Raw genomic sequence first — 12,432 nt, 5'->3', positions numbered from 1 at the left:
TTGCCAGAGGGTCGGGCGGCCGCGGGGTGTGTTAAGCACCGCGAGGAAAGTCCGGGCTCCGCGGAACGACGGTGCCGGGTAACGCCCGGCGGGGGTGACCCCAGGGACAGTGCCACAGAGAGCAGACCGCCGATGTCCTTCGCAAGAAGGAACAGGCAAGGGTGAAAGGGTGCGGCAAGAGCGCACCGCGCGCCTGGTAACAGGGGCGGCATGGCAAACCCCACCGGGAGCAAGATCGAATAGGGATGGCATATGGGCCTCGTTCCGGCTCGTCATCCGGGTTGATTGCTTGAGGCGGCGTGCAAACGTCGTCCTAGAGGAATGGTCGCCTAACCTCGCAAGAGGGGGACAGAACCCGGCTTACAGACCCTCTGGCATTTTTTTGCGGGTCGCCGTTTTTTCATGGTGGTTTCACAAAAGCGTCATGGCGCTATCGCGCTTCGATGCTTAGATGGCCCGCTATGGCGCGTTCCTCCTCCCGATCAGCCGACTGGGGCTTTCCGCGCTGGCGCGCCTATGGCGAGGCCAGCATGGAAGCGGCGACCGTGCGGCTGTGCGACCGGCATGGCTGCACCGAAAAGGGCGATTGCCCCGCGCCGAAATCCCCCAACAGCCCCGAGCGCTGGTATTTCTGCCAGGAGCATGCCGGCGAATATAATCGCGGCTGGAATTATTTCGAAGGCTTGAGCGCCGAGGAAGCGGCCGAGCGCGAGCGCGCCGAGACGCAGACCGCCGAGGGTTATACCGCATCGCGTCACCAGCAATGGGCGGGATCGGGCGATGGCAGCCGATCGCGCGATGAGATGCGGGCGCTTGAAGTGCTTGAGCTGGAGGTCGACGCCGATTTCGAGATGGTGCGCGTGGCGTGGCGACGCCTCGCCAAGTCGAACCACCCCGATGTCCGCCCCGGCGACACGGAAGCCGCTGCGCGCTTCCTCGCGATTCAGGCGGCCTATGATGTGCTGAAGGCCGCCGAGGATGCGCGGACGTGGAAGCCGGGTCTTTGAAGACCGTCCGTTCGGACTGGGCGAACGCCATCCTCGTCTGCAAGAAATGTTCGAAGAAGCTGGGTGGCGGCTTTGGCCCCAAGGGCAAGACGCCGCTGGCCAAGGCGCTGCGCGCGGAGCTTGGCGTACGCAAGGGGCGCAAAGGGGCGCTTGGGATTCTCGAGGTGAAATGCCTCGGCGTCTGCCCGCGCGGCAGCGTGACGGTGGTCAATGGCGCTGCACCCGGCGAATGGGCGCTGGTGCGAGGCGGCGTGCCGGTTACGGCGGTGGTTGAGGAATTGGGACTGACGCCCGAGGGGGAATGAGATGACCTGGCATGTTTGGTGGTTGTTCGCAGGCGCGGTGTTTCTGCTGTCCGGCACGCCAGGGCCTAACATGCTGCATATCCTGTCGCGCAGTGTCGAACTGGGGATGACGCGTAGCGTCGCGGCGATGCTGGGATGTCTGGTGGCGGTGGTGGCCGTGCTGTCGGCCTCGGCGGCGGGGCTGACCACGCTGCTGCTGGCGCTGCCGGGGGCGTTCGAGTTGTTGCGTTATGCCGGCGTCGCCTATCTGATCTACCTCGGCATCAAGGCGTGGCGGACCGAGGTGGCGCCGCTCGACGTGAGCGATGGCGCGCTTCCGCCTGCGGTCTCGCTGGCGGCGCTGTTTCGCGGTGGCTTTGCGATCGGCATCAGCAATCCCAAGCTGATCCTGTTTGCAGCGGCGTTCCTGCCGCAATTCGTGACGCCGACCCAGCCGCAGGCGCCGCAATTCGCGATCCTGGTGGCGACCTTCGCGGTGGTGGAGTCGTTCTGGTACGCGGTTTACGCGCTCGGCGGGCGTTCGCTGGCGCGCTATCTCAGCCGCCCGGCGATCAAGCGCGCCTTCAATCGCGCGACGGGCGTCATCTTCGTTGGGTTCGGGCTGGCGCTGCTCAAGACCAAACCGTCTTAATCGGGTCGGTGCTCTCCAGAAATCGCGGGGAAGCGGGGCAGGGTTGCACCTGCCCGCTCCCGTGATGCGTCATGCAGAGATGGGCGCCCGATCGTTGTTTTTTGCGTAGGCGTTTTCGACCCCGGTGAGAATTTCCACGACCTCAAAATAGCGGTCCCAGAACGGGGTTTCCCGCAAGTTTTCCACGAGCAATTGATAGGCGTGGTGATCCTTGGCGTCCCACATCCAGATATCGGTCACCCGGGCCGAATAGAATTCGACATCGAAGAAGCGGAGCGAGACGGATTCGGCGTGCTTCCTGATGATGGGCGCGACGTGCTCGTCCAAGAGCTGGAAGCGGCGATCCACGGTGAAGCCGAGCCATTCGGCGGTGGTCTTCACCAACATGAACACGGTCAGGGTGGGTTCGAACGGTGTTTGCTGTGACATCATTTCATCCTTGCGTCGTTGATCGACGGGCATAAAATGTGAGCAAATCCTCATGATTGGTACTCGCGTTTCGCTTATGCCCCCATCGCCGCTCCAACAGCGTCCATCGCTCAGAAAAGTCCCCGGACAGGCGCGTTCGGCGGAGACGGTTCGCATCATCATCGAGGCTGCGGCTCGCATTTTGGAAGAGGGCGGACTCGGGGCCTTCACCACCAATGCGGTGGCCGAGCGGGCCGGGGTCAGCATTGGGTCGCTCTATCAATATTTCCCCGGCAAGGATGCGCTCGTCGGCGCGTTGATCGTTCGGGAAACGTCGCTGCTAATCGCCAACTGCGAGATGGCGCTGGCCGCACCGACCGGGCGAGCGGCGCTCTCCGGCTTGATTCGCTCGGCGGTAGCGCATCAGCTGCGGCGGCCGGTGCTGGCCCGTCTGCTCGATGTCGAAGAAGCGCGCTTGCCGTTCGACGCAGATACGCAGCGCGTTACCTTGCGGCTGCGCGAGATCCTGCGCGAAGTGCTGATCCGCCCCGATCTGTCGCTGCCGTTCGACGAAGCCGTTGCCGGGCAGGACGTGCTGGCGATCGTCAAGGGGATGGTGGACGCCGCCGGGGAGCGTGGCGAACTGGACCAATCCAGCCTGGTCGAGCGCGTTTCCAGGGCGGTTTATGGGTATCTGGATGGCGCGAGAGAGTCTGCGGGTCAGCCGCCGGCGTAGCGTGCCGCCGTTTCGCGGATCAGCGCGATCATGTTGGGGATGCCCTGGGTGCGGTTGGAGCTGAGTTGCTTGCTCAGGTCGAACGGCGCGAGTGCCTGCGGGATATCGGTTGCCAGGATGGCGGCAGGGGCCTGATCCTGCACCGTCAATAACACCAATGCGATGATGCCCTTGGTGATCGCGGCGTTCGAATCGGCGAGGAAGTGGAGCGTCCCATCCTCCTGCGCCATCGGATAGACCCAGACCGAGGCTGAACACCCCCGCACCAGCGTGGCGTCGGTTTTTAGCGGACCTGGCATCGCTTCGAGCTCCCGACCGAGATCGATCAGCAGACGGTAACGGTCATCGGCTTCGAGGAAGCTATATTCGGATTCGAGGTCGGCGAGGCTTTGCATAAGCGCGCTATAGTCTCGCGCGATCGGGTTCGTCACCTGTTGCCTCTTCCCTTCCCCGGCGAAGGCCGGGGCCCAGTATTGAGCGGGAGCCATCTTACGCTGCGCTTGGCCCTCTCCACCGTCGCTTCTGGGCCCCGGCCTTCGCCGGGGAAGAGAAAGTCGGCTTTACAGATCCACGCCCGCCGCGATCGCTTCCAGCTTGCGGATGCGCTCCTTCAGATCGGCGATCTCGATCCGCGCGCTGGCATTGGGCAGCGTCGGTCCAGCATTGGGCTCGACAAAGGCGTGGAGCTGCTGCTGCTTGAAGGCGAGCCACCCGCGCCAGCCGGTGAGCGCTGTGCCGCTGAGGATGGCGATGCCGGCGAGCCCGGCGGTGGCCATGGTGATGTAGAAGGTCGGGTCGGTCATCATCCCTACTCCTGGAAAGACGGACATTATGGGCGGTCGCGGAGCTTCTCGATCTCGCGATCGAGGCGGGCACCGCTGTCATTATTGTCGGTGGCGAGGCGTTCGAGGACGGCGAGGCGGTCCTTCATCGCCTTCAGTTCTTCGCGCAGCCGCAGCGTCTCGGCTTGGGCGGCGGGATCGTCGCGGAAGTGGACATCCTCGCCATGCTTGGTGCGGACCACGCCATAGCGGGCCTGGAGCACGCGGCCGATGGTAACGACGACAATGATCGCGACGACCATTTCAAACGGGTTCATGGTAGAAACTCCCTGTTTCTCGTGGGTGGCGGAAGCCTCAGCCCGCGTCTGTGGCGGTTTCGCGAAGGCGGCGGCGGCGCGGGCGGTCGATGCTTTCGGTCGCCCAGCAACATCCCGCCGTGATGACGGCGAGCACGGTGAAGAAGATGATCATGATAGCCTCGAGTAAGAAGATTGGGGGAGGAAAGGGGTGACGTTCAGTTGAGCGGTGTGTCGCGGAGCTGTTCGATTTCGTGCGAGAGATCGACACCGCGATCGGTGATGATGCGTTCCAGCACGCGGACGCGCTGTTCGAGCCGTTCGGTCTGCGCGGCATATTGCGCGGCCTTTTCGGCGACCATCGTGGCTTCAAGCTGCATCCGGCGCTCCTTGTGGGCGAGCCAGGGGCGGACGATGGTGCCACCGATGACGGCGACGAGGGCAACGGAGATCCCGAGGATCGGGATGAGAAAGACAAACTGGAAGCCCATAGCGGTATCCTCCGTTGGAGCAGCGGGATCAGTTGGTTTCGATCCGCAATTGTTCGATTTCGCGCGCGGTGCGGACGGCCGGGTCGATCGTAATCCGTTCGAGCACCGCGAGGCGCTGCCGCAGGGCGTCGACCTCGATCATCCGGCGCTCATCCTCCTCGCGGCGCAGCGTGGCTTCGCGGCGCAGCGCCGGGTCGGCGGCGATTAGTGCCTGGCGGACTTTGCGCCGGGCGAATGCCTGGATCGTCAGCAGGCCGCAAGAGCCGGTCAGCAGGCCCATGATGAAAGCGGGTTCGGGTGGCATCATCGCTCGTCTCCTTCTTTCAGCGCAGCGCGTCGATTTCGCGCGAGACACGCTCGGCGGGATCGGTGGCGATGCGTTCGAGGACGGCGAGGCGCTCCTCCAACCGGCTGATCTGGCCGTGCAGCTTCTCGTTTTCGGCAATCAGCAACTCGGTCTTGCGGTCGGGGGTCAGCCGGTCGTCGGCACCCGCGTTGGTGCAGAGCGGGTTCCAACTGGTGGAGCGACTTTCCGGTGCAAAGCCGTGGCGTGCCCGGATCGACATTTTGACGAGGGCGTAGCAGGCGGCAATCGCCATTATCCCCAGTACGAAAACCTGATGGCTCGACATTGCAAATCTTCCCCTTTTAGCCCGAAGCGCTCAGCGCAGCGCGTCGATTTCGCGCGAGACACGCTCGGCGGGATCGGTGGCGATGCGTTCGAGGACGGCGAGGCGCTCCTCCAACCGGCTGATCTGGCCGTGCAGCTTCTCATTCTCGGCGACCAGCAATTCGGTCTGGCGGGTGGTGCTGAGTTCGCCGTCGCGGCTGATCAACTGCCCCTTCTTGGTTTCGATCGGGTAGCCGTGCTTGGCGCGGACCCAGTTGTTGAAGGCCCAGGCGATCGGCCCGACGGTGATCGCCGCGAGCGGGATCAGAAGTCCGAGAGAATTGCTCATGATAGTGTCCCCTGTTGTGCCCGGATCCGATCAGCGCAGGCTGTCGATCTCGTCGGCAAGGCGGCTGTTGCGGCTGGTGTACATCATTTCGATGTCGGCCAGGCGGCGGTCGATGTCGCGGAACTTGCTGCGGACTTCGGCAGTCGAGCGAGTCGGATTGGTGCGCACACCCTGCCAGAACTTCGCGTCCTCGGCGCTGTCATAGAGGCCGAGCGGCTTCTTTTCGGCGACACAGGCGATGACGATGTAGGCGAGCAGCGTCCATCCGCTGGTGGCGAAGGTCAGCAGGGCGGTACCCACGCGAACCCAGGTGACGTCGATACCGGTGTAATCGGCGATCCCCGAGCAAACGCCCAGCCATTTGCTGTTCTGTTTGTCGAGGTAGAATTTGGTGCGGCTGGCGGACATTTCAGTTCCTCCGGGTGATGTCGTAATTGGTGGGGGTCGGCTCGGCGAGTGGCATACTGGCGCGCCATTCGGGATGATCGGCGGCGATGATGCGTTCGACCGTGCCGAGCCGATCTTCGAGGCGGCGGGCGAGCGAGTAGAGCTCATCGAGCAGCTTCTCGTCCTCGTTGGTGATCTTGGGGGCCTGCCGCCATTTGGTGACATAGTGCAGGATCACCCAGGGCATGCCGATGAAGAGCGTGCCACAGACGGCGATGGGGACCAGAATTTCCTCCATCTCAGCCTTCCTTGCCGAAGCGGGCCTTCATCGCGGCGAGTTCGGCTTCCACCTTGTCGCTGGACTTGAGCTCGGCGATTTCCTCTTCGAGCGTCTTGGGCGGCTGGCCCATGCCCATCACATCGGCGCGGCCTTCGGCCAGATCGACGCGGCGTTCCATGATCTCGAAGCGGCTGAACGCGTCCTGGATCTTGGGGCCAGCGTACATTTCGCGCAGCTTGAAGCGGTTCTGCGCGCTTTCGAGCCGGGTCGCGATCGAATTCTGGCGGGTGCGCGCTTCGCGGAGCTTGCCGGTCAGCTTAGCGATGTCTTCCTCCGACGCATGCAGCGCCTCGTCGAGCACGGCGATCTCGCGGCCGAGCTGGTCGGCCATGTCGGCGGCCTTCTGCTTTTCGACCAGGGCAGCCTTGGCAAGGTCTTCACGGCCCTTAGACAGCGCGAGCTCGGCCTTTTCGGTCCAGCTTTCCTGCAACGCACCGAGCTTGCTGATGTGGCGGCGCATTTCCTTCTGGTCGGCGATGGTGCGCGCGGCAGAGGCGCGAACCTCCACCAGCGTCTCCTCCATTTCCAGGATGATCATGCGGATCATCTTGGCGGGGTCTTCGGCCTTGTCGAGCAGGTCGGTAAAGTTGGCGGCGATGATATCGCGGGTGCGGCTGAAGATGCCCATGGTGTAACTCCTTCGAGGGTACGCTGTATTGGTGTGAAGAGGTGTGCCGGGGCGGATGTGAGGGCACCGCCCCGGCGTCGCCTTACCCGTGGGGCTGGGCGGCGATCTGGACGGGGGCAGCGGTGGCGGGGCCAACCGTGCCGACGAGCGTGACGGAGCCGATCAGAACCGTCGCGACCAGGGCGACGAGGATCTGCGGAAGCGAGTTGCCCGATTTGTATTCGCTGTTCATTGTTAGTCTCCTGAAGCTTGAAATCGTGGTGCCCGGTGGGGCGATGCCAACAGCTTTGCAGGGAGCGTGCCAGTTTCAGAAATGGCGGATTTCCGTGCCTTTCTGGGAGATGAACGAAAATCGCACTTGCCAAGCCTTGGGATTTTACGCCAAGCCTTGGCAATGGAGCGGACAACCCACGTCATTGGCCAATCGGGCGCGTTCCTCGATGCGCTGGAACTCGCCAGCCGCGCGGCCGCGCTCGACCGCCCGGTGCTGGTGATTGGCGAGCGCGGGACCGGCAAGGAACTGGTGGCCGAGCGTTTGCATCGCCTGAGCCCGCGCTGGGACCAGCCGCTCGTCATCATGAACTGCGCGGCGCTGCCCGAGACGCTGATCGAGGCCGAGCTGTTCGGGCACGAGGCGGGTGCCTTCACCGGCGCGACCAAGGCGCGGGCAGGGCGGTTCGAGGAGGCGCATCGCGGGACGCTGTTCCTCGACGAGCTCGGCACGCTGTCGATGGCGGCGCAGGACCGGCTGCTGCGCGCGGTCGAATATGGCGAGGTGACGCGGATCGGGTCGTCGCGGCCGATGCGCGTCGATGTGCGGATCGTCGCGGCGACCAATGAGCATTTGCCCGACAAGGTCGCGCGCCACCAGTTTCGCGCCGATCTGCTCGACCGGCTGAGTTTTGAAGTGGTGACGCTGCCACCGCTGCGCGCGCGCGTCGGCGATGTGCTGGTGCTGGCTGAGCATTTCGGGCGGCGCATGGCGTCCGAACTGGGGCGCGACGACTGGCCGGGCTTCACCAAGGCGGCACAGGCGGCGTTGGTGGCCTATCAATGGCCGGGCAACGTCCGCGAATTGCGCAACGTGGTGGAGCGCGCCGTGTATCGCTGGGAGATGGAGGGGCCGATCGATGCGATCCAATTCGATCCGTTCCATTCGCCACACCGCCCGCCAACGGTGCAACCGCTGGCCGAACCCGTCGCAGACACCGCACCGCCCGCCGCAGCGGCACCGCCAAGCGAGGCCAGCGGTCCCATGGATTACAAAACGCGGCTGGCGCGGTTTGAGCGCGAAATGCTGCAGTCGGCATTGGCCGAGAACCGCTTCAACCAGCGCGCCACGGCGGAGGCGTTGGGCCTCAGTTACGATCAATTGCGGCACGCGCTGAAGCGGCACGGGCTGATTTCGGGTACCAATGCGGAATCGGTTGCGTAACGAGCCGCGCGGACCCATTTGCTGGGCCTGACGTTAGCGTCTCGCGAGCTTTTCAAGGAGAAGACCCATGGCTTTCGAACTTCCCCCTTTGCCCTATGCCTATGACGCGCTGGAGCCGACGATCTCGAAAGAGACGATGACCCTCCACCACGACAAGCATCACGCGGCTTACACCGCGAAGCTGAACGAGGGGGTTGCGGCCGACCCGAAGCTCGAAGGCAAGACGATCGAGGAGATTTTCGACATCATCTCCACGCTGCCGCCGCTGGTGCGCAACAATGGCGGTGGGTTCTGGAACCATGATTTCTTCTGGAAGATCATGGCCCCGGCCGGCACCACCCAGCCATCGGGCGCTCTGGCCGAGGCGATCGAAGCCTATGGCGGCCTCGACAAGCTGAAGGAAGATTTCAACGGCAAGGGCGCTGGCCAGTTCGGTTCGGGCTGGGCCTGGGTGATCAAGGATGCGAGCGGCGCGCTGAAGGTCGTCTCGACCCCCAATCAGGACAATCCGCTGATGGATGATGCCAAGGACAAGGGCACGCCGATCCTGGCCAATGACGTGTGGGAACACGCTTATTACCTGACCTACAAGAACGATCGCCCCGGCTATCTGAAGGCGTGGTGGAACGTCGTGAACTGGGACGAAGCGGGCAAGCGGTTCGACGCGGCCTGAGAGCGGACGTCCGGAGAGCAGTTGCGCAATATGCAATCGTAAAATCGTATATTGCAGTTGCGTAAATCTCTGCTGCACTGCACAAAGAGCGTGCCTTTCAGGCATCCTCTCCTAAAACTTTCACGGCCGGTCGCGAGACCGGCCTTTTTTTTGTTTGCGCGCCTGCTATACCGCTCCACGCTGTCGTAGCGCCGCATCAGAACAAAAACGACGGAAGAGGTAGGCCGCCGGAAAGACCGGCATCGGCGACACGATCGTGCGGGGGATCGAGCAGAGCCTGCTCTCCCCCGCGATTTGCTGCAATCGGCTCGTTATTCCGTTCGCCCTGAGCCTGTCGAAGGGCAGCGCTCCACGCGGTACGCCGTTGCAGGACGAACATAGGCTTCGACAGGCTCAGCCCAAACGGACGGTGAGTGCGCAGCCCATCAGGGTTAAGCGACGCGCCGCACGCATCATTCTTGCGGCGGAATCGGCGGTTCGTCGTTCATGCTGAAGCCGTGCTTCATCAGCATCGGCACGTTCGCAAACGCAAAAATCAGCGTCAGCGGGATGACCCCCCACAGCTTGAAACCAAGCCAAAAGCTGTAGCTGAATTCATGCCGGACGATCTCATTCAGCACCGCCAGAACGGCGAAGAAAATCGCCCAGTTGATCGTTAGCTTGCGCCAGCCGGTCTCGGTCAGGCCGGGATAGGCCGCCTCCAGGAACAGGCTGAGCAGCGGACGTCCGGTCACCAGCCCGAACACCAGGATCGCCGACAGCATCGCGTAGATGACGGTCGGCTTGATCTGGATGAAATCCTTATTGTGGAAATAGAGCGTCAGCCCGCCGAACACGAGCACCAGCGTGCCGGTGAGCCATAACATTGGCGAGATGCGTCCGGCGCGGACCAGCGAATAAATCATCGCGGCGATGCTCGCGATCATGAACGCGGCGGTCCCGGCGATCAGTTTGACCATGTCGAGCCCGGGCGTCAGGAAATTGACGAGGAAGAAGATCGCGATCGGACCGATGTCGATGGCGAGGCGCTGGCCCGCACCGAGCGGCGCTTTTTTGGTGGGGGTGGTGGTCATTTGCGCACGCCTTCCACGCCGGCGATGATCCGCGCAACTTCATTCGCATCGAACGGGCGCAGATCGCCCATGCCTTCGCCCACCCCGATCGCGTGGATCGGCAGGCCATATTTCTCCGCCGCCGCCACCAGCATGCCGCCGCGCGCGGTGCCGTCGAGCTTGGTCATGACCAAGCCGGTGACCCCGGCGCTTTCCTTGAACACCTCGATCTGGTTGAGCGCATTCTGTCCGGTGGTGGCGTCGAGCACGAGCAGCACGTCATGTGGGGAATCGACGTTGAGGCGGCCGAGCACGCGGCGGATCTTGGACAGTTCGTCCATCAATTCGCGCTTGTTCTGCAGGCGGCCGGCCGTGTCGACGATCAGCACGTCGATGCCGGTGGCGGTCGCTTGCTTTACCGCCTCATAGACGATGCCCGCCGCGTCGCCGCCTTCCTTGCCGCTGATGATCGGCACGCCCGCGCGCTCGGCCCAGGTGGCGAGCTGGCCGATCGCGGCGGCACGGAAGGTGTCGCCCGCCGCCAGCATGACGCCGTAATCCTGTTCCTTCAGCCAATGCGCGAGCTTGGCGATGGTCGTCGTCTTGCCCGAGCCGTTGACACCGATGACGAGGATGACGTGCGGACGCGGGAAGCCGGTGATCTCGAGCGGGGTCGCAACGGTATCGAGCACCTTCTCGATTTCCTCGGCGACGACCAGGCGGATGCCGAGCTCCTCCATGCCGCGCTCGAACGTGCCGACGGACAGGCGCTGGCGAATGCGCGCGGCGGTTTCGGGGCCGAGATCGGAGGCGATCAGCGCTTCCTCAATCTCGTCGAGCGTCGCCTTGTCGAGCGGGCCGGTGCCGAGCCCGGCGAGATTGCCGATCAGCCGATCCGAGGTGCGTTTGAATCCGCCAAGGAGTTTTTCGTGCCAGGATGTCATGCGGGGATTCCGGTGAGGGTTTTGCCGTCGGTGGCGAGGATATGGATGGTGGATATACTTCCCGGCGCTCGTGCTGCCCCCTCCACCGATCGTGCTGAGCTTGTCGAAGCACCGCTCTCTAAGGAGAACGCCGCTTGTGGTGATGCCTGCCCTTCGACAGGCTCAGGGCGAACGGGGGGCAGGGGGAAGCGCACTTCGGCAAAGCCGGGCGTATGCCCGCGATCGCCGGGCCGTTCGACCAGCACGTCTTGCTTCGTGCCGACCAGACTGCGCAGCCACGCTGCCTTGCGCCGTGCACCCGCCTCGCGCAGCCGGGTTGCGCGGGCCTTGCGCACGGGCACCGGCACGGCGGGCATACGCGCGGCAGGCGTGCCGCTGCGTTCGGAATAGGGGAAAATGTGCGCGTGGACCACGTCGCAATCGTCGATCAGCGCCAGCGTGTCGGCGGCCATCGCATCATCCTCGGTCGGGAAGCCCGCGATTAGGTCTGCCCCGATCGCAATGTCAGGCCGCGCGGTCTTGAGCCGTTCGACCAGCGCAACGCTCTGTGCGCGGTCATGGCGGCGCTTCATGCGCTTGAGGATAAGGTCGTTGCCCGCCTGAAGCGAGAGGTGGACATGCGGCATCATCCGCTTTTCCTGCGTCAGCAGCGCGAACAGACGGTCATCGATCTCGATCCCGTCGAGCGACGACAGCCGCAACCGCTCCAGCGCGGGCACATGGTGCAGAATGCGTTCGACCAATTGGCCGAGCGTCGGCGCACCGGGCAGATCGGGGCCATAACTGGTGAGATCGACCCCGGTCAGCACCACTTCGCGGTGACCAGCCTCGACCAGTGCGGCGATGCGATCGATCGCGGCCCCGGCCGGGACCGAGCGGCTGTTGCCGCGCCCCTGCGGGATGACGCAGAAGGTGCAGCGATGGTCGCAGCCATTCTGAACTTCGACAAAGGCGCGGGCGTGCGCGCTGAAAGCGGGGGCGAGGTGGGGGGCGGTTTCGCGCACCATCGCGATATCGCCGACCAGCACGCGATCGGGCGCGGCCCAGGCGTCGCCCGAAAGTTTTTCGGTATTGCCGAGTACACGGTCAACCTCGGCCATCGCAGCAAAGGCTGCGGGGTCGATTTGCGCCGCGCACCCAGTGACGACGATCTCGGCACCGGGCCGGTCGGCGCGGGCGCGGCGGATGGCCTTGCGCGTTTCGGCGACGGCGGTGTTGGTGACCGCGCAACTGTTGATGACGACCATATCCCGCCCCGCAGTAAGCGCGCGGATCGCTTCGCTCTCGGCGATGTTCAGGCGGCAGCCAAGGCTGATGATCTGGGGATCGGGCATTGCGGGCGATCTAGGAGCGGATGC

The 12,432-nt window shown here is 64.1% G+C and carries 21 protein-coding genes and 1 other RNA gene; 7 read left to right on the top strand and 15 right to left on the bottom strand.

Going from position 1 to position 12,432, the window contains the following annotated elements; genetic code table 11:
• The first annotated feature begins 3 nt into the window (after positions 1-3).
• The 4 genes from rnpB (at position 4) to H4W01_RS09330 (ending at position 1,943) form a co-directional block, all read left to right on the top strand.
• Positions 4-379, top strand: an RNA gene (gene rnpB, locus H4W01_RS09345) — RNase P RNA component class A.
• Between the two features lie 82 nt (positions 380-461).
• On the top strand, positions 462-1,007 hold the full coding sequence (locus H4W01_RS09340) for a J domain-containing protein (RefSeq protein WP_209610795.1): 546 nt from the start codon (positions 462-464) through the stop codon (positions 1,005-1,007).
• The gene (locus tag H4W01_RS09335; protein ID WP_209610794.1) at positions 1,004-1,312 is read left to right on the top strand and encodes a hypothetical protein; all 309 of its coding nucleotides are present in this window, start codon (positions 1,004-1,006) and stop codon (positions 1,310-1,312) included. The genes H4W01_RS09340 and H4W01_RS09335 overlap by 4 nt, the downstream gene beginning before the upstream one ends.
• Before the next feature lies 1 nt (position 1,313).
• Positions 1,314-1,943: a LysE family translocator gene (locus tag H4W01_RS09330; RefSeq protein ID WP_209610793.1), complete on the top strand. Its 630-nt coding sequence runs from the start codon at positions 1,314-1,316 to the stop codon at positions 1,941-1,943.
• Between the two features lie 69 nt (positions 1,944-2,012).
• On the opposite strand, the gene H4W01_RS09325 is transcribed toward H4W01_RS09330, so the two are convergent.
• Positions 2,013-2,405 (bottom strand): darcynin family protein, encoded by a 393-nt coding sequence (locus H4W01_RS09325; protein WP_209610792.1) that lies wholly within the window; start codon positions 2,403-2,405, stop codon positions 2,013-2,015.
• 19 nt (positions 2,406-2,424) lie between these two features.
• Between H4W01_RS09325 and H4W01_RS09320 the strand changes: the two genes are divergently transcribed.
• Positions 2,425-3,087 (top strand): TetR/AcrR family transcriptional regulator, encoded by a 663-nt coding sequence (locus tag H4W01_RS09320; protein WP_334685213.1) that lies wholly within the window; start codon positions 2,425-2,427, stop codon positions 3,085-3,087.
• Here H4W01_RS09320 and H4W01_RS09315 read toward each other — a convergent pair.
• The 11 genes from H4W01_RS09315 to H4W01_RS09265 form a co-directional block, all read right to left on the bottom strand.
• A complete protein-coding gene (locus tag H4W01_RS09315) occupies positions 3,072-3,482 on the bottom strand; it encodes a SufE family protein (RefSeq protein ID WP_209613302.1) in 411 nt (136 codons plus the stop codon). The genes H4W01_RS09320 and H4W01_RS09315 overlap by 16 nt on opposite strands.
• Positions 3,483-3,647: 165 nt before the next feature.
• Entirely contained in the window at positions 3,648-3,890 is a 243-nt protein-coding gene (locus H4W01_RS09310; RefSeq protein WP_029622352.1) for a hypothetical protein, read from the bottom strand.
• A 26-nt stretch (positions 3,891-3,916) separates the two neighbouring features.
• Positions 3,917-4,186, bottom strand: coding sequence for a hypothetical protein (locus H4W01_RS09305; RefSeq protein ID WP_209610791.1), 270 nt, complete (start codon positions 4,184-4,186; stop codon positions 3,917-3,919).
• A gap of 197 nt (positions 4,187-4,383) precedes the next feature.
• Entirely contained in the window at positions 4,384-4,656 is a 273-nt protein-coding gene (locus tag H4W01_RS09300) for a hypothetical protein (RefSeq protein WP_209610790.1), read from the bottom strand.
• 28 nt (positions 4,657-4,684) lie between these two features.
• Positions 4,685-4,963: a hypothetical protein gene (locus H4W01_RS09295; RefSeq protein ID WP_010402909.1), complete on the bottom strand. Its 279-nt coding sequence runs from the start codon at positions 4,961-4,963 to the stop codon at positions 4,685-4,687.
• 16 nt (positions 4,964-4,979) lie between these two features.
• The gene (locus H4W01_RS09290) at positions 4,980-5,288 is read right to left on the bottom strand and encodes a hypothetical protein (RefSeq protein WP_209610789.1); all 309 of its coding nucleotides are present in this window, start codon (positions 5,286-5,288) and stop codon (positions 4,980-4,982) included.
• A 30-nt stretch (positions 5,289-5,318) separates the two neighbouring features.
• Positions 5,319-5,615, bottom strand: coding sequence for a hypothetical protein (locus H4W01_RS09285; protein ID WP_209610788.1), 297 nt, complete (start codon positions 5,613-5,615; stop codon positions 5,319-5,321).
• A 30-nt stretch (positions 5,616-5,645) separates the two neighbouring features.
• A complete protein-coding gene (gene pspC / locus H4W01_RS09280) occupies positions 5,646-6,023 on the bottom strand; it encodes an envelope stress response membrane protein PspC (RefSeq protein ID WP_010402906.1) in 378 nt (125 codons plus the stop codon).
• A 1-nt stretch (position 6,024) separates the two neighbouring features.
• Positions 6,025-6,300: an envelope stress response membrane protein PspB gene (gene pspB / locus H4W01_RS09275; RefSeq protein ID WP_010402905.1), complete on the bottom strand. Its 276-nt coding sequence runs from the start codon at positions 6,298-6,300 to the stop codon at positions 6,025-6,027.
• Position 6,301: 1 nt separating this feature from the next.
• Positions 6,302-6,970 carry a phage shock protein PspA gene (gene pspA / locus H4W01_RS09270; protein ID WP_010402904.1) on the bottom strand — a complete coding sequence of 223 codons (669 nt, stop codon included), beginning with the start codon at positions 6,968-6,970 and terminating at the stop codon, positions 6,302-6,304.
• A gap of 82 nt (positions 6,971-7,052) precedes the next feature.
• Entirely contained in the window at positions 7,053-7,202 is a 150-nt protein-coding gene (locus tag H4W01_RS09265) for a hypothetical protein (protein ID WP_154651262.1), read from the bottom strand.
• Between the two features lie 162 nt (positions 7,203-7,364).
• Here H4W01_RS09265 and pspF point away from each other — a divergent pair, with 162 nt between their 5' ends.
• Together pspF and H4W01_RS09255 are read left to right on the top strand one after the other, a co-directional pair.
• Positions 7,365-8,405 carry a phage shock protein operon transcriptional activator gene (gene pspF / locus H4W01_RS09260; RefSeq protein WP_209610787.1) on the top strand — a complete coding sequence of 347 codons (1,041 nt, stop codon included), beginning with the start codon at positions 7,365-7,367 and terminating at the stop codon, positions 8,403-8,405.
• A gap of 67 nt (positions 8,406-8,472) precedes the next feature.
• Complete coding sequence (locus tag H4W01_RS09255; RefSeq protein ID WP_209610786.1) at positions 8,473-9,078, top strand: superoxide dismutase; 606 nt, start codon at positions 8,473-8,475, stop codon at positions 9,076-9,078.
• 452 nt (positions 9,079-9,530) lie between these two features.
• On the opposite strand, the gene H4W01_RS09250 is transcribed toward H4W01_RS09255, so the two are convergent.
• The 3 genes from H4W01_RS09250 to mtaB are packed head-to-tail and all read right to left on the bottom strand — an operon-like array spanning position 9,531 to position 12,408.
• Positions 9,531-10,151, bottom strand: a complete 621-nt coding sequence (locus H4W01_RS09250) for an inner membrane-spanning protein YciB (RefSeq protein WP_209610785.1) — start codon at positions 10,149-10,151, stop codon at positions 9,531-9,533.
• Positions 10,148-11,074, bottom strand: a complete 927-nt coding sequence (gene ftsY, locus H4W01_RS09245) for a signal recognition particle-docking protein FtsY (protein ID WP_033963804.1) — start codon at positions 11,072-11,074, stop codon at positions 10,148-10,150. The genes H4W01_RS09250 and ftsY overlap by 4 nt, the downstream gene beginning before the upstream one ends.
• Positions 11,071-12,408, bottom strand: a complete 1,338-nt coding sequence (gene mtaB, locus H4W01_RS09240; protein WP_209610784.1) for a tRNA (N(6)-L-threonylcarbamoyladenosine(37)-C(2))-methylthiotransferase MtaB — start codon at positions 12,406-12,408, stop codon at positions 11,071-11,073. The genes ftsY and mtaB overlap by 4 nt, the downstream gene beginning before the upstream one ends.
• Between the last annotated feature and the right edge of the window lie 24 nt (positions 12,409-12,432).

It is taken from the genome of Sphingomonas sp. PL20 (genome assembly GCF_017875905.1).
GTDB lineage: Bacteria > Pseudomonadota > Alphaproteobacteria > Sphingomonadales > Sphingomonadaceae > Sphingomonas > Sphingomonas echinoides.
Note: the sequence above shows the minus strand (reverse complement) of the source record. Positions and strands in the feature narration are given on the sequence as shown.